Here is a 16,568-nt window from a genome sequence, read left to right on the forward strand (position 1 = left end):
CAAATGCAAATGCGCACACGACGCTGTGGTCGTTCGTGCTGAGGCCTGTCACGGTTTTGAGGAGGCGGTTGCGGCGAGCGGCGGTGGGCGCCTGCGGATCGGCTGCGCCTTGATGATGGCTGTGCTCGTTTCGGCCTTGTCGGCGATGCGGTCGAGAAGCTTGTCGAGGTCGCCGATCGAGCGCACGAACAGCCGGGCAACAAAGCAGTCGTCGCCCGTCACCTTGTCGCATTCGCCAAACTCCGGGATCTCCTCGATCAGCTTCTGGACAATATGCAGCTTGCCCGGCAAGGGCCGGATGCGAACGATCGCCTGCAAGGTGTAGCCGAGCGCTTGGGGATCGATTTCGACGGTGAAGGCCCTGATAACGCCACGATCCTCCAGCCGACGCAGGCGTTCCGCGACACTCGGCGACGACAGTCCGACCTGCTGGGCCAGTTGCTTCAATGAGGTTCGAGAATCCTTGATCAGGATTTCGAGAAGGCGTCGGTCCAGATCGTCCAGCATTTGACATTCCCAGGAAAAAGCCGTCTTTACCTTATTTAATTAGGCACAACTGGCATATCACCTAGCGCAAATTATAGAAAGCGCTGATGTGGCATGGGATTATCGCCCATCAGGGTTTCGAGAGGCGATATTCATGGACAGCACGGTGCGTGGCACGGTCGAAATGACGGCCGCAATGGTGATCCTCGGCACGATCGGATGGTTCGTCGTCATGTCGGGCGAGCCCATCATGGACGTCGTCTTCTGGCGCTGCGCCTTCGGCGCGATAACGCTGCTGATCATCTGCGCTGCCCTGGGGCTGCTGCGCGGCAGGCTGTCACTGCGCATCGTGGCGATCTCGGCTCTCGGGGGTGCTGCCATCGTCGTCAACTGGCTGCTGCTGTTCAGCTCGTTTTCCCGCGCCTCGATCTCGATCGCCACGGCTGTTTACAACACGCAGCCCTTCATGCTGGTCGGCTTTGGCGCGCTCTTCTTCTCAGAGCGGCTGACCCTGACAAAGGCGGCCTGGCTTGGCATCGCCTTCGCCGGCATGCTGCTGATCGTGCAAGGCTCGCCTGATGCCGGCTCCGATGCAGGCTCCGATGTCGGCACAGATTATTTTATCGGCATCGCGATGGCGCTCGGTGCGGCTTTCTTCTGGGCCGTCGCCGCCATCGTCACCAAGAAGCTCAAAGGCACGCCGCCGCACCTGATCGCCCTGATCCAGGTCTGCGTCGGCATCGTCATCCTGGCACCCTTCGCCAACCTTTCCCACCTTCCCGCCGACGTGTGGAGCTGGAGCATGCTGGCGACGCTTGGCGTCGTCCATACCGGTCTGATGTACATCCTGATGTACGGCGCCATTCAGAAACTGCCAACCTATCTGCAGGGGTCGCTGTCCTTCATCTACCCTGTGGTCGCGATCCTGGTCGATGTCGTCGCCTTCGGCCACCGGCTGCATCCGGCCCAGATGGTCGGCGGCGCCGCCATTCTGGTCGCCGCCGCCGGCATGAATCTTGGCTGGACGCTGTGGCAATCGAAGACTCCAGCCGAGAGCACCCAGGCAATCAAGTGAGGCAAGAACGTCGCCGTGCGACAATCATGCGCCAATGGTCCTGGCCGCCCGCCTGTTCAAGGCCGGCACTTTGCTCTATGCCGCAATGCAACCATCTTCGCCCGGCATAGGCGAAAACCGGGGTCAAAAACCAATGAACGACGCAACGCCTCCAAATCGCTGCCGCATCGTGCTGATCGCGCCGCCCGGCGTGCCGGCTGAGCGCATCGGCGCGGCGTTCGAGGGCGGCGACGTCGCCTCGCTGATCCTGCCCGAAAACGACATGGACGAAGCCTCCTTCCAGGCCTTCGCCGAACAGACCGTGCCGGCGGCGCAAGCGGCAGGCATCGCTGTCATCATTGCCGGCGACACCCGCATCGCCGGTCGCGTCCAGGCCGATGGCATTCATGTCGAGGCCGGCAAGACCGAACTCGCCGAGACGATCGAACGTTTTCAGGCAAAAATGATGGTCGGCACCGGCGGCGCCAAAACCCGCGACGATGCGCTGGAACTCGGCGAGCTCAGGCCCGACTACATCTTCTTCGGCCGCTTCGGCTACGACAACAAGCCGGAGCCGCACCCACGCAACCTGTCGCTGGGGCAATGGTGGGCGGATGTGATCCAGATCCCTTGCATCGTCATGGCCGGGTCCGACATCGCTTCGGTGGAAGCGGTGGCTGCCACCGGCGCCGAGTTCGTGGCGCTGTCCAGCGCCGTCTTTGCCGACGGCGTCGACTCAAAGACGGCAATCGCCAGCGCCAATGCGCTGCTCGACGAAACCGCGCCGCGTTTCGAGGACTGACGTGCCCGCGCCGACAATCCTTTTCGGTGCTTTGCTTGCGCAGCTCACGGTGCGGGTCGCCGTGGCGGAAACCGTCCCGTTGCCGCAACCGAAGCCCGACATCGCTGCAAACACGGACAAGCCGATCGCCACGCCGCTGCCGCAGCCTGCCACCACGGCGCCGCTGCCGTCGGCCGACGCCATCAATCCCGACCGCTTCGGTGCAAAGCCGTCGGATTCTGCCTATGGCGCCTTCCAGCGCGGCCTTTACAAGACGGCCTACAACCTCGCTCTGGCTCGCGCCCAGAACGGCGATCCGGCGGCGCAGACATTGATCGCAGAGATATTGTCGCGCGGCCTTGGCGTGCCGGTCGACGCGGCGGGGGCGGCAAAGTGGTACGCGCTTGCCGCCGAGCAGGGCATACCGGAATCGCAGTTCCAATATGCGCTGATGCTGCTCGACGGCCGCTACGTCAAGAAGGACGAGAAAGGGGCCTACGCGCTGATGCAGGCCGCCGCCGAGGCCGGCAACCGTCTGGCGCAGTTCAATTTCGCTCAGCTGCTGGTCCAGCAGGACCCCGGCGATGCCGGCATCGCAAAGGCGGTGTCCTATTATCAGCGCGCCGCCGCGACCGGCCTTGCCGACGCGCAATATGCGTTGGCGCAGGTCTATGCCAATGGCGTCGGCGGCAAGCTGCGCGACGATGCCCAGGCGCGCGGCCTGCTGGCGCAGGCAGCAAGGCAGAACTACGATACGGCGCAGATCGATCTCGCTGCCTGGATGATCGAGGGACGCGGTGGCGCCCGCGACCTGAAGTCCGGCTTCGGCTGGATGAAACAGGCCGCCGAGGGCGGCAATGTCGCCGCCCAGAACCGCCTCGCCAAGCTTTACATGGGCGGCATCGGCACCGATCCGGATCCGATCCTTGCCGGGGCCTGGTACGTCGTCGCACGGCGCGCCGGGCTGATCGATCCGGAGATGGACGATTTTCTGCAGGGCCTGACCGACGACCAGACCAAGCAGGCGCTGCAGAAGGCCAACCGCCTGCCGTAAAGCGTCGCGGACAGTGAATATCGGCAGCGGATGCAGACGAGGGATGGCTCCGCCGTTACTCCCCCTCCTGTCCACTCCCCCTCTTGCCCAATCGCTTGCCTCTCCTGGCGATTTGTGGTCTTGGAGGCGCCAATTCGCTTTCGTCGCGAAAATCTCATTCCGGATCACATCATCATGGCCAAGATCAATGGCAACGAAATCCGTCCCGGCAACGTCATCGAGCACGATGGCGGCTTGTGGGTGGCGGTCAGAACCAACGCTGTCAAACCAGGCAAGGGCGGCGCCTATAATCAGGTCGAGTTGAAGAACCTGATCAACGGTACCAAGCTCAATGAGCGTTTCCGCTCCGCCGAAACCGTCGAACAGATCCGACTGGAGATGAAGGATTTCTCCTTCCTCTACGAACAGGGCGAAGCGCTGGTGTTCATGGACACCGAAAGCTACGAGCAGCTTGAATTGCAAAAGGATTTCGTCGGCGATCGCGCCGCCTTCCTGCAGGACGGCATGATGGTGACGGTCCAGCTCTATGATGAAAGGCCGATCGGCATTTCACTGCCCGACCAGGTGACGCTGACGATCACCGAAGCCGATCCGGTGGTGAAGGGTCAGACGGCCGCCTCATCCTATAAGCCGGCGATGCTGGAAAACGGCATCCGTGTGCTAGTGCCGCCGTTCATCGGTTCGGGCGAGCGCATCATCGTCGACACCAACGAAATCACTTACGTGCGCCGCGCCGACTAAGGCATGATCCCAAAAAGTTGCAGACTTTTTGGATAAGATCATGCCTCAAAGCAAATAGGCGAGGCAGCAGGAAGAGACACTATGGCGCGTTCCGCAATCCTCAATGTAATGGTCCAGGCCGCCATGAAGGCCGGCCGCTCGCTGTCGCGGGATTTCGGCGAAGTGCAGAACCTGCAGGTCTCGATGAAGGGGCCGGGCGACTATGTCAGCCAGGCCGACCGCAAGGCAGAAGAAATCCTCTTCACCGAGCTGTCGAAGGCTCGGCCGGGCTATGCCTTCCTGATGGAGGAGCGCGGCCTGATCGAAGGCGACGACAGCCAGCACCGCTGGATCGTCGACCCGCTCGACGGCACCACCAATTTCCTGCACGGCATTCCGCTCTTCGCCATCTCGATCGCACTGGAGCGCCAGGGCCAGATCGTCGCCGGTGTCGTCTACAATCCGGCGATGGACGAACTCTACACCGCCGAGCGCGGCGGCGGCGCCTTCATGAACGACCGTCGGCTGCGGGTCGCCGGCCGCACCAAGCTGATCGACACGGTGATCGGTTGCGGCGTGCCGCATCTCGGGCGCGGCCAGCATGGCAATTTCCTGGTCGAGCTGCGCAACGTGATGGCCGAAGTCTCGGGCGTGCGCCGCCTCGGCTCCGCCTCGCTCGATCTCGCCTACGTCGCTGCCGGCCGCATGGACGGGTTCTGGGAAACCGGCCTGTCGGCCTGGGACGTCGCCGCCGGCATCCTGCTGATCCGCGAAGCGGGCGGCTTCATCTCCGACTTCGCCGGCGGGCAGAACATGCTGGATGGCGGCTCGATCGTCGTCGGCAACGAGATCATCCAGCGTGCGCTGTTGAAGGCCGTCAGGAAGCCGGTGGCGCCGCGCTAGGCTCTAGCGGACTTGGCGCGCTGAACCGCCGCAGTCGCAAAACCGCAACCAAAGCTTGAAATATTGTCCGGCATCCGCCCAGATAAGGGATGCAGGATCATTCATGACGCACGTCGGCCCCGAATCCCGGATCGAAATCCCCTTCATGGGACGCTGGCACTATTCGCGCGCCGAAATGATCGCCGACGGCATCGTCCATGCGGTGGGGATCGTGCTCGCCATTGCCGCCGGCTCGACGCTGCTGGCGCTGGCCGCCTTCCATGCCGGTCCGGGCGAATATATCGCCGCCGTTTTCTACGTGGTTTCGCTGCTCACCGTGCTGTCGGTGTCGCTGGCCTATAATCTGTGGCCGGTGTCGTCGCCAGCCAAGTGGATATTGCGGCGCTTCGACCATGCCGCGATCTACCTGCTGATCGCCGCGACCTACACGCCATTCCTCGCCCAACTCGACGGCTCGCCGCTGGCCATCTCGATGATCGTCCTGGTCTGGGTCGCGGCAGCGGTCGGCATCGCTATCAAAGTGCTTCTTCCTGGTCGCTTCGACCGGCTGGCGATCGTCTTCTATCTCGCCATCGGCTGGAGCGGCATCGTTCTTGTCGAGCCGCTCGTCCAGACATTGCCGACGACATCGATCGCGCTGATCGTCGCCGGCGGCATCGTCTATTCCTGCGGCGTCATCTTCTTCGCCTGGAAGGGCCTGCGCTTCCACAATGCGCTGTGGCACGGCTTTGTCGTCACCGGCGCCGGCCTGCATCTTGCCGCCATGGTCGACTGCCTGGTCATCAACCGACCCTAACGCAATGGTCCGCTTGGCAATATTGCCAAGCGCCATTCAATTTGGTCACAATTGCGTTTAGAGTCGCCGTCAAACGTGAATTGGCGGCGGCGGCGGCATCGGAAACGGGGCACGGATGGCTTTACTCAAATCCTTCGGCATGGGCAGGCGCTCCGACGTGCTGATGTACGATCCGCACAAATTGTCGAGCCCGCAGGTCTTTCTCCTGACCATGGTCATCTTCCTGATGATCGTCGCTTTCATCGCCGCCATCCTGACCCGTCAGATCTCGACAGCCTTTGCCACCAATCCCGGTCTCAACGGCCTGATCGTCGGCGTGCTTGCGGTCGGCATCCTGCTGGCCTTCGCGCAGGTCGGCCGGCTGTTTCGCGAAGTGCGCTGGGTCAACTCTTTTCGGGCCGGCTCCGAAACCACCGAACCGGTGCTGCTGGCGCCGATGAAGGCGATGATCGGCCGCTCGCCGACGATCGCCTTCTCGACCAGCTCAATGCGCACCATGCTCGATTCGATCGCCACCCGCCTTGACGAAAGCCGCGACACCTCGCGCTATCTTGTCGGGCTGCTGGTGTTCCTTGGTCTGCTTGGCACCTTCTGGGGCCTGCTCAACACGATCGGCTCAATCCGCGAAACCATCGATTCGCTCGATCCCGGTACCGGCGATGCCGCCGCCGTGCTCGAATCTCTGAAGGCCGGGCTTTCCGCGCCGCTGGCCGGCATGGGCACCGCCTTCTCGTCCTCGCTGTTCGGCCTGTCCGGTTCCCTGGTGCTCGGCTTCCTCGACCTGCAGGCTGGCCGCGCCCAGACACGCTTCTACACCGAGCTCGAAAACTGGCTGTCCTCGGTCACCGACCTGTCCTCCGACATCGTCGTCGCCGAACCGCCCAGGGTCGAGTCCTCCGACGAGATCCGCGTCCTGTCGGAAAGACTGCGCAGCATGCAAGAGAACGGCGGCGGCGCCAATCCGCGTGTCGCCACCGCCATGGCCAACCTTGCCGACGGCATTTCGGGCCTGGTCAAGAACATGCGCTCGGAGCAGCAGATCATGCGCGACTGGGTCGAGGCCCAGTCGGACGAGCAGAAGGCGATGCGCAACACTCTGGAGAAGATCGCCGACGCCTTGAAGAAGACTGGAGTCCATTAGCATGGCTCTCGCCAGGAGCCGGCGTGCCGATCGCCGTATCGATTACTGGCCGGGCTTCGTCGACGCGCTGTCGACGTTGCTGCTCGCGATCATGTTCCTGCTCACGGTCTTCGTGCTGGCGCAGTTCCTGCTCGGTCGCGAAATCTCCGGCAAGGACACGGTGCTCAACCGCCTCAATTCACAGATCAACGAACTGACCCAGCTTCTGGCGCTGGAGCGCTCGACAACGCAGGACAAGGAAGATTCGCTGGCCAATTTGCAGGCATCGCTGTCGGCGTCGGAGGCGGAAAAGAGCCGGCTCGAGCAATTGCTGGCGCAAGGCGCCGGTGCCGGCGACGCCGCCAACCAGCGGGCCACGGCGCTTTCAGGCGAACTCGACAACCAGCGCCAGATCAGCCAGCAGGCGCTGAGCCAGGTTGAAATCCTCAACCAGCAGATCTCGGCGTTGCGCAGGCAGATCGGAGCGCTCGAAGAAGCGCTCAACGTGTCGGAAGCGCGCGATCGCGAGTCCAACACCAAGATCGCCGATCTCGGCCGCCGCCTGAACGTCGCGCTGGCGCAACGTGTGCAGGAACTGAACCGCTACCGGTCCGACTTCTTCGGGCGCCTGCGCGAAATCCTCGCCGACCGCGAGAACATCCGAATCGTCGGCGACCGCTTCGTCTTCCAGTCGGAAGTGCTTTTCCCGACAGGCTCCGAAGTGATCAACGATGCCGGCAAGGACGAGATGAAGAAGCTCGCCGACGCCATCATCGACCTGCAGAAGGAGATCCCGCCGGAGATCAACTGGGTGCTGCGCGTCGACGGCCACACCGACGACAAGCCGCTGTCGGGCACCGGCCGCTACCGCGACAATTGGGAATTATCGACGGCGCGCTCGACCTCGGTGGTGAAGTTCCTGATCGAGAACGGCGTGCCGGCCAACCGCCTGGTTGCCGCCGGCTTCGGCGAATTCCAGCCGCTCGACCCCGCCGATACCGAAGACGCGCGCAACAAGAACCGCCGCATCGAGCTGAAACTGACCGAGCGCTGATCGCCCCGGCTCCAGGCGGCGGCCGCACTTAGGGCGGCGATGCAGGCTAGCAAGGCCTGAAAAGATTACCTTTTTTTGATTACACTTTGCCGCGGATCGCTCCTAGCTATGTCGCGGGGCCGAGAACCGCCGGCGGTGGAAGCGTCCATCGCGACCCAACGGAACCGACGGCCCACGGCCCACGGCCGGAAGGTGGCCCTCCCAATCGCCGCCTCCCCTGTAAAAGGAGACGCAACATGCGTTCTTTCACTCCCAAGACCCTCAGGACTGCTACGCTCGCCGCACTTCTCGTCACCGTTCCGCTTGCTGGCGCCGACGCCGGCCCGCATGTGGCAGCTTTGATCAACCAGATAGAGAGCGTGGATACCGGTATCCGAGCCGCCATGCAGGCGAACAGTGTCGAGCCGAACGAGGCGCGTGACTTGCGCACGCAGGTCGCTCAACTTGATCGGGCAGCGCAGAGGGCCGCGCGAGATGGAACGATGCCGGCCACGCAATATCATAAAATGCTGGCGCAGATCGATCATATGAGCCAAAGGCTGCGGGCTGCCACCGGCAGCGCCTTCCTCATCGGCAGCGGCGGCGATGGCGGGTACTATCCGAACGGCTACGGCCCAAACTATCCAAAAGGCTGAAATCATCCATTACAGCGCCGCACTTTGATCTTGCGCATGATCTGTTGATTTTGCGCAAGATCCGTTCCGCACCGAAAGCCCCAGGCAGGGAGCTTTTCCAAAAATCGAGTCCGATTTCGGGGTTATGCGCCCAGCCAAACTGCGGTCAGAGCAACTGCAGCGGGCACGGTTTGGACGTAGAGGATTTTCCTGCTGACTGTGGCCGCGCCGTAGAGGCGGCGATGGCGACGCAGAGCAGGAAAAACACCTTGATCTGGAAACCGGCCGCGCCGAGGTAAAGCCCCCAGATCAGCCCGGCGGCGAGAAAGCCGTTGTAGAGCCCCTGGTTGGCCGCAAGCACTTTCGATGCGCTGGCGAATTCCGGCGTCAGCTTGAACGCCTTGTGGCCGCGCGGCGTGTCCCACAGCACCATCTCCATATAGACGATGTAAAGGTGGATCAGCGCCACCAACCCGACCAGCACATTGGCGATCATGCTTCGTCTCCCCGATGCGACGCGCCGCCGCCTCGCGACATTGATCACGCACGCCACCGCTCCTGCAAGACCCAATGCGGCGTGCATCCTGGCCAGCAACCAATGTGCCCTATCGCCTTCAGGGTTGCCAATATCAGCGCATTGGTATCTTTTCCCGCCGTTCAAATTCAGCGGAAGCCACAATGTCCTTTCAAAAACTCGACGACCTCGGCCACAAGCTCGAAGCACTGGAGCATGCGCTCGCCATTCTCGGCGCTGACGAGGCGACCCACATGGCCGTCGGCGGCGGCGAAAAGCGCGCCGAGGCGATGTCGGCGCTGGCCGGCATGCATCACGCCAGAGCGACCGCGCCGGAGATCGCCGACTGGATCGCGGCGGCCGAACAGGAAACGCTGAACGAAGAACAGCAGGCTGCGGTCAAGGAATTCCGGCGGCAATACACCAACCTGACCTGCCTGCCGGTCGAATTCGTCGAGCGCCAAACCACCGCCCGGATGCGCTCCGAGCAGTTGTGGCGCGACTTGCGTGCAAAGAACGACTGGGCCGGGTTCTTGCCGGCGCTCGAAGGCGTCGTCGCGCTGGTGCGCGAGGAAGCAGCCCTTCGGGCCGAGGTGCTCGGCCTTCATCCGTACGACGCGCTGATGGAGCAATATGATCCCGGCAACCGCGCCGCCGACATCACGCCGGTCTTCGCCGAGTTGAAGACCTTTCTCAGGGATTTCGTGCCAGAGGCACTGGCCGTGCAGGAAAAGCGGCTGGCGAAACATCCGCTGAAGCCGCTTTCGGGCAGCTATGCGATCGAAAAGCAGCGCGAGCTTGGCCTCGCCATGATGGCGGCGGTCGGCTTCGATCTCACCCACGGCTCGCTGTCGGTATCGCATCATCCGTTCTGCGGCGGCGTGCCGAGCGACGTGCGCATCACCACCCGCTACAAGACCTCCGATTTCCTGTCGGCGCTGATGGGCGTGCTGCACGAGACCGGCCACGCGCTTTACGAACAGAACCTGCCGCAGGCGTGGGCGCACTGGCCGCTCGGCAAGGCGCGCGGCATGGCTGTGCATGAAAGCCAGAGCCTGTTCGTCGAGAAGCAGATCGGCCGCAACCCCGAATTCTGGCGCTGGGCGCGGCCGGTGGTCGAAAAGCACCTCGGCGAGGCCTGGTCGATCGAAGACATCCTGCCGCATGTACACCGGGTCGAGCGCGGCCTGATCCGCGTCGACGCCGACGAGGTGACCTATCCGCTGCACGTCATCCTGCGCTACGAGCTGGAGCAGGAGCTTGTCTCGGGACGGCTCGAGGCCGCCGACCTGCCCGAGGCCTGGGACGCCAAGATGCGCGACTGTCTCGGCCTGTCGACCATCGACAACCCGGCCGACGGGCCGATGCAGGACGTGCACTGGCCGGGTGCTGCGTTCGGCTATTTCCCGTCTTATACGCTGGGCGCGATGATGGCGGCGCAGCAATGGGCCGCCCTGACCAGAGATCATCCCTCCGCCGACGAAGACCTCGCCAAGGGAAATTTCGCGGCGATCAACGACTGGCGCCGGCAAAGGATCTGGTCGCAAGGCTCACGCTGGTCGACGCCCGAACTGCTCGAGCGCGCCACCGGCGAGAAGCTCAACGCCACGCATTTCACCGAGCATTTGCGCAAGCGCTATGGGGAGGTGCTGAAGGGCGCCTGACATATCTTCAAGCGCATCGAACACCGCGGCAATTTCGTCACTGCCGACCAGCGCCATTTGCAAAAGACGAAGCCGTTTGGCAGCGTCGTCCTACTACTCCGCGGCGCCCCTGAAAGCGTTCGCCCCGGTTTCGAATTGCAGCTTGGCCAGCCGCGCATAGATGCCGCCCTTGGCGACGAGGCTCTGGTGGGTGCCTTCCTCGACGATGCAGCCGCCATCCATGACCAGGATCCGGTCCGCCTTCAGCACCGTCGCCAGCCGGTGGGCGATGACGATCGTGGTGCGGTCCTGCATCAGCCGCTCCAGCGCCGTCTGCACCAGCGTCTCGCTTTCGGCGTCCAGTGCCGAGGTTGCCTCGTCGAGCAGCAGGATCGGCGCATCGCGCAGTATCGCGCGGGCAATCGCCACGCGCTGGCGCTGGCCGCCGGACAAGGTCACGCCGCGCTCGCCGACCTGGCTGTCATAGCCTTTCTCGAGTTTCAGGATGAACTCGTCGGCAAGCGCATCCCTGGCCGCCGCCTCGATCTCGGCCTGGCTGGCGTCCGGACGGCCGAAGCCGATATTGTCGCGCGCGCTGGCCGCGAAGATGGTGACGTCCTGCGGCACGATGGCGATTCGCTCTCGGATGGCGACGGGGTCGGCCTCGCGCACATTGACGCCGTCGATCATGATCTTGCCGGTCTCGGGGTCGTAGAAGCGCAAAAGCAGCGAAAAGACGGTGCTCTTGCCGGCGCCGGACGGGCCGACGATCGCCACCGTCTCGCCGGGCTTGACCTGGAAACTCAGGCCGTGGACGGCAGCGCGGTCGGGCCCGGCCGGGTAGGAGAAGGACACGTCGTCGAAACTGATTGCGCCTCTGGCCGTCGCCGGCAGCAGTTTCGGATGCGCGGGGGCCTGGATCGCGGGCTTCTCGGCCAGGATCTCGGTCAGCCGTTCGGCAGCACCGGCGGCTTGAGAAAGCTCGCCCCACACTTCCGACAGCGCGCCGAGCGCGCCGGCGGCGAACACCGAATAGAGCAGGAATTGGCCGAGCGTGCCCGGCGACAGCGTGCCGTCGAGCACATCGCGCGAGCCGAACCACAGCACCGCCACCACCGAGGAAAAGATCATGAAGATGGCGAAGAAGGTGAGGAAGGAGCGGGCAAAGATCGAGGACCGCGCCGCCGCGAAAGCGGCTTCCACGGCAGCTGAAAAATGCCCGGTGACCAGCTTCTCATTGGTGAAGGCCTGCAGTGTACGCACCGCGCCGATCTGCTCGCTGGCGTAGGCCGTGGCGTCGGCCAGTGTGTCCTGCGCCAGCCGCGATTTGCGCCGCACCGAGCGGCCGAAGGCGACCAGCGGCAGCACGATCACCGGAATGGCGGCGATGACGAGGCCCGACAGTTTCGGGCTTGTGAAGATCATCATCGCCACTGCGCCGAGGCCCAGGATGACATTGCGCAGCGCCACCGATGCGGTGGCTCCGACTGCTGACTTGACCTGCGTCGTGTCGGCGGCTAGCCGCGAGACGATCTCGCCCGACTGTGCAGTGTCGAAGAAGGATGGCGACAGCGTCGTAACATGGCGGAACACGTCGCTGCGGATGTCGGCGACGACGCGCTCGCCCAGCGTGATGACGAAATAATAGCGGCTGGCCGACGCCGCGGCGAGCAAGGCAGCCATCACCACGAGCATGGCGAAATACTCGGCGATGAAAATGGAATCGGAAGCGGAAAAGCCATGGTCGATCATGCGCCGCACGGCCAGCGGCAGCGCCAGCGTCGTCGCCGCAGCAACGGTCAGCGAGACGACCGCGCCAATGACCATTTTCCGGTAGCGGGTGATGTAGGGGAACAGGCGCCGCAGCGGCTTGAGCGAGCGCCTACGCTCGTCTGCATCGCCGCTTGTATGCGCCATGACCGTTTCCTCTGGCCGCCTTCTGGGCATGCGCCTCAATATGCGCTTACCGCGGCCTTGTGATTCAATTCCGGCTGATGTATAGGCTCGCCGACCGTTTTTAAAAGCCGTGGCTCCTCAATAGCTGCGGCTTCGAGTTTTAAAAAGGGGCGCATCGACGCAGGCTTTATGCCCGTCAGCGGCGCCGGCGAACCAGGAATAGCACAATGAAGACCGATATCCATCCCGACTACCACACCATCAAGGTCGTCATGACCGACGGCACCGAATACATGACCCGTTCGACCTGGGGCAAGGAAGGCGATACGATGAACCTCGACATCGACCCGACCACCCATCCGGCCTGGACCGGCGGCCAGCAGACCCTGCTCGACCGCGGCGGCCGCCTGTCGAAGTTCAAGAAGCGTTTCGAAGGTTTTGGGCTGTAGGCCGCAAGCTATTTTTCGGATCGAAGAAACCCGCCCTCGTGGCGGGTTTTTTGTTGGAAGTGCGGCTCTATTGGTCGACCAGTTCGCGCAGCGCCATCCGCTTGTAGGCGGCGACCAGGTCGTCGCCTTCCTTTCGACCGACCGAGATCGCCAGCCGCATGGTGGCCTCGCCCATCTGCCAGATGAGAAGCGCCGTCGTTTCCAGCGCCGCCGGATCGGCGGTGGGCCGCAGCCGCTTCAGCACCGCGGTGAGGAATTCGGCGTTGGCCCGGCTGTCGGCGAGCTCGAGTTCGCGCAGCGCCTTGTCGGCCTGTGTGCCCGACCAGATGTCGCGCATCACCGGCTCGGCCAGGAACAGCCCGTAATAGATATCCACCAGCTCGGAAAATGCCCGCCGCAGCCCTTCGGCGTCGCTGACCTGTGCAAGCGCTGCCGCGATGCAGGCCTGGCTTTCGGCGGTGTGGCGCTCGGCCAGCGTCCAGATGATCGCCCGCTTGTCCGGGAAGAACTGGTAGAGCGAGCCGATCGACACGCCGGCCCGTTCCGCAACTTCGCCCATGCGCATGACGTCGCTGCCTTGCTCGGCGATCAGCGCAGAGGCGGCGGCCAGCATCCGCTCGACCCGCTCGCGGCTGCGCTGCTGGCTGGGCGCCCGGCGCGGCGATGCGATCTGGCCATCCTGTGAACCCGCTACGGTCGAGCCTTCCATCACTGTCTCCTGGCGAATGATCAACAAACTGGCTTGACTCACAAAATACGAGGGTTTATCACGTTTTGCAAATGTGAGGATCACTCATGTTTGTGAGCAAAGGAAAATCGCCATGATCGACACAGCAGCAAAACCGATTTTGATCCTCGGCGGCACCGGCAAAACCGGCCGTCGTCTCGCGGACCGGCTGACGGCGCAGGGCCTGCCAGTACGGATCGGCTCGCGCTCGGGCACCCCGCCCTTCGACTGGGAAGACGATACGACCTGGGAACCCGCGCTCAATGGTGTCGGTGCCGTCTACATCAGCTACTATCCCGATCTTGCGGTGCCCGGTGCGGCCGAAGCGGTCGGCGCCTTCTCGCGTCTTGCCGTGGAACGTGGCGTCAACCGACTGGTGCTGCTGTCGGGGCGCGGCGAAACCGAAGCGCAACGAGCCGAAGAGATGCTGAAAGCCTCAGGCGCCGACTGGACGATCCTGCGCTGCGCCTGGTTCTCCCAGAATTTCAGCGAGAGTTTTTTGCTCGATCCGCTGCTCGCCGGTGAGGTGGCCTTGCCGGTCGGCACTGTCGGAGAACCGTTCGTCGATGCCGACGACATTGCCGACGCCGCCGTGACGGTGCTTACCCGGCAAGGCCATGTCGGCCAGCTTTACGAGCTGACCGGGCCGCGTCTGCTGAGCTTCGCCGACGCGGTCGCCGAGATCGGCAAGGCGACCGGCCGCGACATCCGCTTTGTCAGGATTTCGCATGCCGAGTTCACCGCCGCAGTAGCCGGATACGAGTTGCCGGCCGAGTTCGCCTGGCTGCTCAACGAGCTGTTCACCGAGGTGCTCGACGGTCGCAACGAGGCGCTGACCGACGGCGTCGAGCGCGTGCTCGGCCGCGCCCCAAAGGACTTTTCCGCCTATGCAACCGAAACCGCTGGTACGAGCATATGGAGTGACTGACATGATCATGAAACTGCTTCCCAGCCTCACCTTCATCGCCGCGCTCGGCTCGGGCGTCGTCGCTGGTGTCTTCTTCGCCTTTTCCAGCTTCGTCATGCCGGGCCTCGCCCGCATGCCTGCCGCGGGCGGCATCGCCGCCATGAATTCGATCAACATCACTGCGGTGACGCCGATGTTCATGGCCGCGCTTTTCGGCACCGGGCTGATCTGCCTCGTCCTCGTCGTCGGCGCTGTCATCGGCTGGGGCCAACCAGGCTCGTTGTGGCTTCTCGCCGGCGCCCTGATCTACCTCGTCGGCAACCTGATCGTGACGATGATCTTCAACGTGCCGCTCAACAACGCGCTGGCCGCCGTCGATCCGGCAAGCGCCAACGGCGCCGCCGTTTGGGCCACCTATCTCAGGGACTGGGTGATGTGGAACCACGTCCGTACCACCACCGCCATCGTCGCGCTGGCCTGCTTCATCGTGGCGTGGCGGTGAACGAGGGCAGAAGTCTAAAAGACCTTGCGTCAGGCAGGGTCTTTTGACGGGGTATCTTTTGACTTGTCGCTCTTGCGGTCGGCATGGCCGAGATCGCGGTCCGGGTCGATCACGTCGCGAACCAGTTGCTTGAGCCTTGCGGCATCGGGAAAGCCGCCGTCGCGCTTGCGGTCCCAGACCAGTGTCTCGTTGCAGGAAATGGTGAAGATGCCGCCGGTGCCGGGCACCAGCGTGACCTCGCCCAGATCCGTTGCGAAGGTCGACAGCAGCTCCTGCGCCATCCAGCCGGCCCGCAGCAGCCAGTGGCACTGCGCGCAATAGGTGATGCGGACCTGGGGCAACGGCTTTTCGGTCATGTCAGATTGAGTTCCGCTCATATCTCAGATTAAGCTCCGCTCAAATATCGGACTGAACTCCGCTCATGTCTGGTTGAGCTGTGCTCATGCCGCGCTGAGCTTCGCCATGGTCTCGTCGTCGACCTCGAAATTGGCGTAGACGCTCTGCACGTCGTCATCGTCCTCGAGCGTGGCGACCAACTTCATCAGCGACTGTGCCCGCTCCTCATCGACCGCAATGTTGGTCTGCGGCTTCCAGATCGGCTTCACCGATTCAGCCTCGCCGAGCGCGCCTTCCAGCGCCTTCGATACTTCGCCGAGGTTCTCGAAAGCGCAATAGATCGTGTGGCCTTCCTCGTCCGACTGGACGTCGTCGGCCCCGGCCTCGATCGCCGCGTCCATGACCTTCTCGGCGCTGCCGACCGACGCCGGATAGAAGATCTCGCCGACACGGTCCCACATGAACGACACCGAGCCGGTTTCGCCCATCGCCCCGCCGGCCTTGGTGAAGGCGGCGCGCACATTCGACGCCGAGCGGTTGCGGTTGTCGGTCAGCGCCTCGACGATCAGCGCGACGCCGCCTGGCCCGTAGCCTTCGTAGCGCACGGCTTCGTAAGTCTCGGCGTCGCCCATCGATGCCTTGTTGATGGCGCGCTGGATGTTGTCTTTCGGCATCGACACCGCCTTGGCGTTCTGCACGGCAAGACGCAGGCGCGGGTTCATCGACGGATCCGGCGTGCCGCTCTTGGCGGCGACGGTTATTTCGCGCGCCAGCTTGGAAAACATTTTCGACCGCACCGCATCCTGGCGGCCCTTGCGGTGCATGATGTTCTTGAACTGTGAATGGCCAGCCATGGCACCCCTGTCGTTTTCTTGGCAGAGCATCCTGCAGCGAGGTAGTCACCTCGCCTTTGCCAAAATGCTCGAACTTAAATTTCAGAACGTCCCTGCTGCGTCCGGATGGACGTGCGGCGCTCTATCTCGGAATGGCCGGCTTATAGATAAATCGGCTC

The 16,568-nt window shown here is 63.5% G+C and carries 18 protein-coding genes and 1 pseudogene; 13 read left to right on the plus strand and 6 right to left on the minus strand.

The genetic code is table 11. The features are described from left to right. Positions 1-48 precede the first annotated feature (48 nt). Entirely contained in the window at positions 49-507 is a 459-nt protein-coding gene (locus AC0L15_RS19965) for an Lrp/AsnC family transcriptional regulator (RefSeq protein ID WP_287067963.1), read from the minus strand. Between the two features lie 133 nt (positions 508-640). On the opposite strand from AC0L15_RS19965, the gene AC0L15_RS19970 reads away from it, so the two are divergent. The 9 genes from AC0L15_RS19970 to AC0L15_RS20010 all read left to right on the plus strand — a co-directional run bounded on the left by AC0L15_RS19970 (position 641) and on the right by AC0L15_RS20010 (position 8,603). Further along, a complete protein-coding gene (locus AC0L15_RS19970) occupies positions 641-1,561 on the plus strand; it encodes a DMT family transporter (RefSeq protein WP_287247065.1) in 921 nt (306 codons plus the stop codon). A gap of 133 nt (positions 1,562-1,694) precedes the next feature. Continuing rightward, entirely contained in the window at positions 1,695-2,342 is a 648-nt protein-coding gene (locus AC0L15_RS19975; protein WP_473496837.1) for a thiamine phosphate synthase, read from the plus strand. Position 2,343: 1 nt separating this feature from the next. Continuing rightward, positions 2,344-3,375: a tetratricopeptide repeat protein gene (locus AC0L15_RS19980; protein ID WP_287247063.1), complete on the plus strand. Its 1,032-nt coding sequence runs from the start codon at positions 2,344-2,346 to the stop codon at positions 3,373-3,375. Positions 3,376-3,549: 174 nt separating this feature from the next. Next, on the plus strand, positions 3,550-4,116 hold the full coding sequence (gene efp, locus AC0L15_RS19985) for an elongation factor P (protein WP_023800001.1): 567 nt from the start codon (positions 3,550-3,552) through the stop codon (positions 4,114-4,116). A gap of 81 nt (positions 4,117-4,197) precedes the next feature. Continuing rightward, positions 4,198-4,998 carry an inositol monophosphatase family protein gene (locus AC0L15_RS19990; protein ID WP_287247061.1) on the plus strand — a complete coding sequence of 267 codons (801 nt, stop codon included), beginning with the start codon at positions 4,198-4,200 and terminating at the stop codon, positions 4,996-4,998. Positions 4,999-5,101: 103 nt separating this feature from the next. After that, positions 5,102-5,794 carry a PAQR family membrane homeostasis protein TrhA gene (gene trhA / locus AC0L15_RS19995; RefSeq protein WP_287247060.1) on the plus strand — a complete coding sequence of 231 codons (693 nt, stop codon included), beginning with the start codon at positions 5,102-5,104 and terminating at the stop codon, positions 5,792-5,794. A 115-nt stretch (positions 5,795-5,909) separates the two neighbouring features. Next, positions 5,910-6,935, plus strand: a complete 1,026-nt coding sequence (locus tag AC0L15_RS20000; protein ID WP_023800004.1) for a MotA/TolQ/ExbB proton channel family protein — start codon at positions 5,910-5,912, stop codon at positions 6,933-6,935. Position 6,936: 1 nt separating this feature from the next. After that, positions 6,937-7,968: a peptidoglycan -binding protein gene (locus tag AC0L15_RS20005; RefSeq protein WP_023800005.1), complete on the plus strand. Its 1,032-nt coding sequence runs from the start codon at positions 6,937-6,939 to the stop codon at positions 7,966-7,968. Between the two features lie 236 nt (positions 7,969-8,204). After that, positions 8,205-8,603: a hypothetical protein gene (locus AC0L15_RS20010; protein ID WP_287247059.1), complete on the plus strand. Its 399-nt coding sequence runs from the start codon at positions 8,205-8,207 to the stop codon at positions 8,601-8,603. A 122-nt stretch (positions 8,604-8,725) separates the two neighbouring features. Here AC0L15_RS20010 and AC0L15_RS20015 read toward each other — a convergent pair. Next, positions 8,726-9,078 (minus strand): annotated as a pseudogene (locus AC0L15_RS20015) (DUF1304 domain-containing protein). Between the two features lie 182 nt (positions 9,079-9,260). Here AC0L15_RS20015 and AC0L15_RS20020 point away from each other — a divergent pair. Next, entirely contained in the window at positions 9,261-10,760 is a 1,500-nt protein-coding gene (locus AC0L15_RS20020) for a carboxypeptidase M32 (protein ID WP_287247057.1), read from the plus strand. A 93-nt stretch (positions 10,761-10,853) separates the two neighbouring features. Here AC0L15_RS20020 and AC0L15_RS20025 read toward each other — a convergent pair whose 3' ends face one another. Continuing rightward, complete coding sequence (locus tag AC0L15_RS20025) at positions 10,854-12,656, minus strand: ABC transporter transmembrane domain-containing protein (protein WP_287247056.1); 1,803 nt, start codon at positions 12,654-12,656, stop codon at positions 10,854-10,856. Positions 12,657-12,862: 206 nt separating this feature from the next. Here AC0L15_RS20025 and rpmE point away from each other — a divergent pair, with 206 nt between their 5' ends. After that, positions 12,863-13,084 (plus strand): 50S ribosomal protein L31, encoded by a 222-nt coding sequence (gene rpmE, locus AC0L15_RS20030; RefSeq protein ID WP_006327661.1) that lies wholly within the window; start codon positions 12,863-12,865, stop codon positions 13,082-13,084. A 67-nt stretch (positions 13,085-13,151) separates the two neighbouring features. Here rpmE and AC0L15_RS20035 read toward each other — a convergent pair whose 3' ends face one another. Next, on the minus strand, positions 13,152-13,793 hold the full coding sequence (locus AC0L15_RS20035; RefSeq protein WP_287247055.1) for a TetR/AcrR family transcriptional regulator: 642 nt from the start codon (positions 13,791-13,793) through the stop codon (positions 13,152-13,154). A gap of 112 nt (positions 13,794-13,905) precedes the next feature. On the opposite strand from AC0L15_RS20035, the gene AC0L15_RS20040 reads away from it, so the two are divergent. Continuing rightward, positions 13,906-14,739, plus strand: coding sequence for a Rossmann-fold NAD(P)-binding domain-containing protein (locus AC0L15_RS20040; protein ID WP_287247054.1), 834 nt, complete (start codon positions 13,906-13,908; stop codon positions 14,737-14,739). A 1-nt stretch (position 14,740) separates the two neighbouring features. Further along, positions 14,741-15,220, plus strand: coding sequence for an anthrone oxygenase family protein (locus AC0L15_RS20045; protein ID WP_287247053.1), 480 nt, complete (start codon positions 14,741-14,743; stop codon positions 15,218-15,220). Positions 15,221-15,249: 29 nt separating this feature from the next. Here the strand turns inward: AC0L15_RS20045 and AC0L15_RS20050 are convergent, their stop codons facing one another. Next, positions 15,250-15,576: an Rdx family protein gene (locus AC0L15_RS20050; protein WP_023800013.1), complete on the minus strand. Its 327-nt coding sequence runs from the start codon at positions 15,574-15,576 to the stop codon at positions 15,250-15,252. A gap of 84 nt (positions 15,577-15,660) precedes the next feature. After that, the gene (locus AC0L15_RS20055) at positions 15,661-16,410 is read right to left on the minus strand and encodes a YebC/PmpR family DNA-binding transcriptional regulator (RefSeq protein ID WP_023800014.1); all 750 of its coding nucleotides are present in this window, start codon (positions 16,408-16,410) and stop codon (positions 15,661-15,663) included. Between the last annotated feature and the right edge of the window lie 158 nt (positions 16,411-16,568).

The sequence above is a fragment of the Mesorhizobium sp. WSM4846 genome (assembly GCF_055811415.1).

What these genes read in the sequence shown, in the direction of transcription:
- AC0L15_RS19965 (WP_287067963.1), bottom strand. Translation starts at nt 507, where the DNA reads ATGCTGGACGATCTGGACCGACGCCTTCTCGAAATCCTGATCAAGGAT.
- AC0L15_RS19970 (WP_287247065.1), top strand. Translation starts at nt 641, where the DNA reads ATGGACAGCACGGTGCGTGGCACGGTCGAAATGACGGCCGCAATGGTG.
- AC0L15_RS19975 (WP_473496837.1), top strand. Translation starts at nt 1,695, where the DNA reads ATGAACGACGCAACGCCTCCAAATCGCTGCCGCATCGTGCTGATCGCG.
- efp (WP_023800001.1), top strand. Translation starts at nt 3,550, where the DNA reads ATGGCCAAGATCAATGGCAACGAAATCCGTCCCGGCAACGTCATCGAG.
- AC0L15_RS19990 (WP_287247061.1), top strand. Translation starts at nt 4,198, where the DNA reads ATGGCGCGTTCCGCAATCCTCAATGTAATGGTCCAGGCCGCCATGAAG.
- trhA (WP_287247060.1), top strand. Translation starts at nt 5,102, where the DNA reads ATGACGCACGTCGGCCCCGAATCCCGGATCGAAATCCCCTTCATGGGA.
- AC0L15_RS20000 (WP_023800004.1), top strand. Translation starts at nt 5,910, where the DNA reads ATGGCTTTACTCAAATCCTTCGGCATGGGCAGGCGCTCCGACGTGCTG.
- AC0L15_RS20005 (WP_023800005.1), top strand. Translation starts at nt 6,937, where the DNA reads ATGGCTCTCGCCAGGAGCCGGCGTGCCGATCGCCGTATCGATTACTGG.
- AC0L15_RS20010 (WP_287247059.1), top strand. Translation starts at nt 8,205, where the DNA reads ATGCGTTCTTTCACTCCCAAGACCCTCAGGACTGCTACGCTCGCCGCA.
- AC0L15_RS20020 (WP_287247057.1), top strand. Translation starts at nt 9,261, where the DNA reads ATGTCCTTTCAAAAACTCGACGACCTCGGCCACAAGCTCGAAGCACTG.
- AC0L15_RS20025 (WP_287247056.1), bottom strand. Translation starts at nt 12,656, where the DNA reads ATGGCGCATACAAGCGGCGATGCAGACGAGCGTAGGCGCTCGCTCAAG.
- rpmE (WP_006327661.1), top strand. Translation starts at nt 12,863, where the DNA reads ATGAAGACCGATATCCATCCCGACTACCACACCATCAAGGTCGTCATG.
- AC0L15_RS20035 (WP_287247055.1), bottom strand. Translation starts at nt 13,793, where the DNA reads ATGGAAGGCTCGACCGTAGCGGGTTCACAGGATGGCCAGATCGCATCG.
- AC0L15_RS20040 (WP_287247054.1), top strand. Translation starts at nt 13,906, where the DNA reads ATGATCGACACAGCAGCAAAACCGATTTTGATCCTCGGCGGCACCGGC.
- AC0L15_RS20045 (WP_287247053.1), top strand. Translation starts at nt 14,741, where the DNA reads ATGATCATGAAACTGCTTCCCAGCCTCACCTTCATCGCCGCGCTCGGC.
- AC0L15_RS20050 (WP_023800013.1), bottom strand. Translation starts at nt 15,576, where the DNA reads ATGACCGAAAAGCCGTTGCCCCAGGTCCGCATCACCTATTGCGCGCAG.
- AC0L15_RS20055 (WP_023800014.1), bottom strand. Translation starts at nt 16,410, where the DNA reads ATGGCTGGCCATTCACAGTTCAAGAACATCATGCACCGCAAGGGCCGC.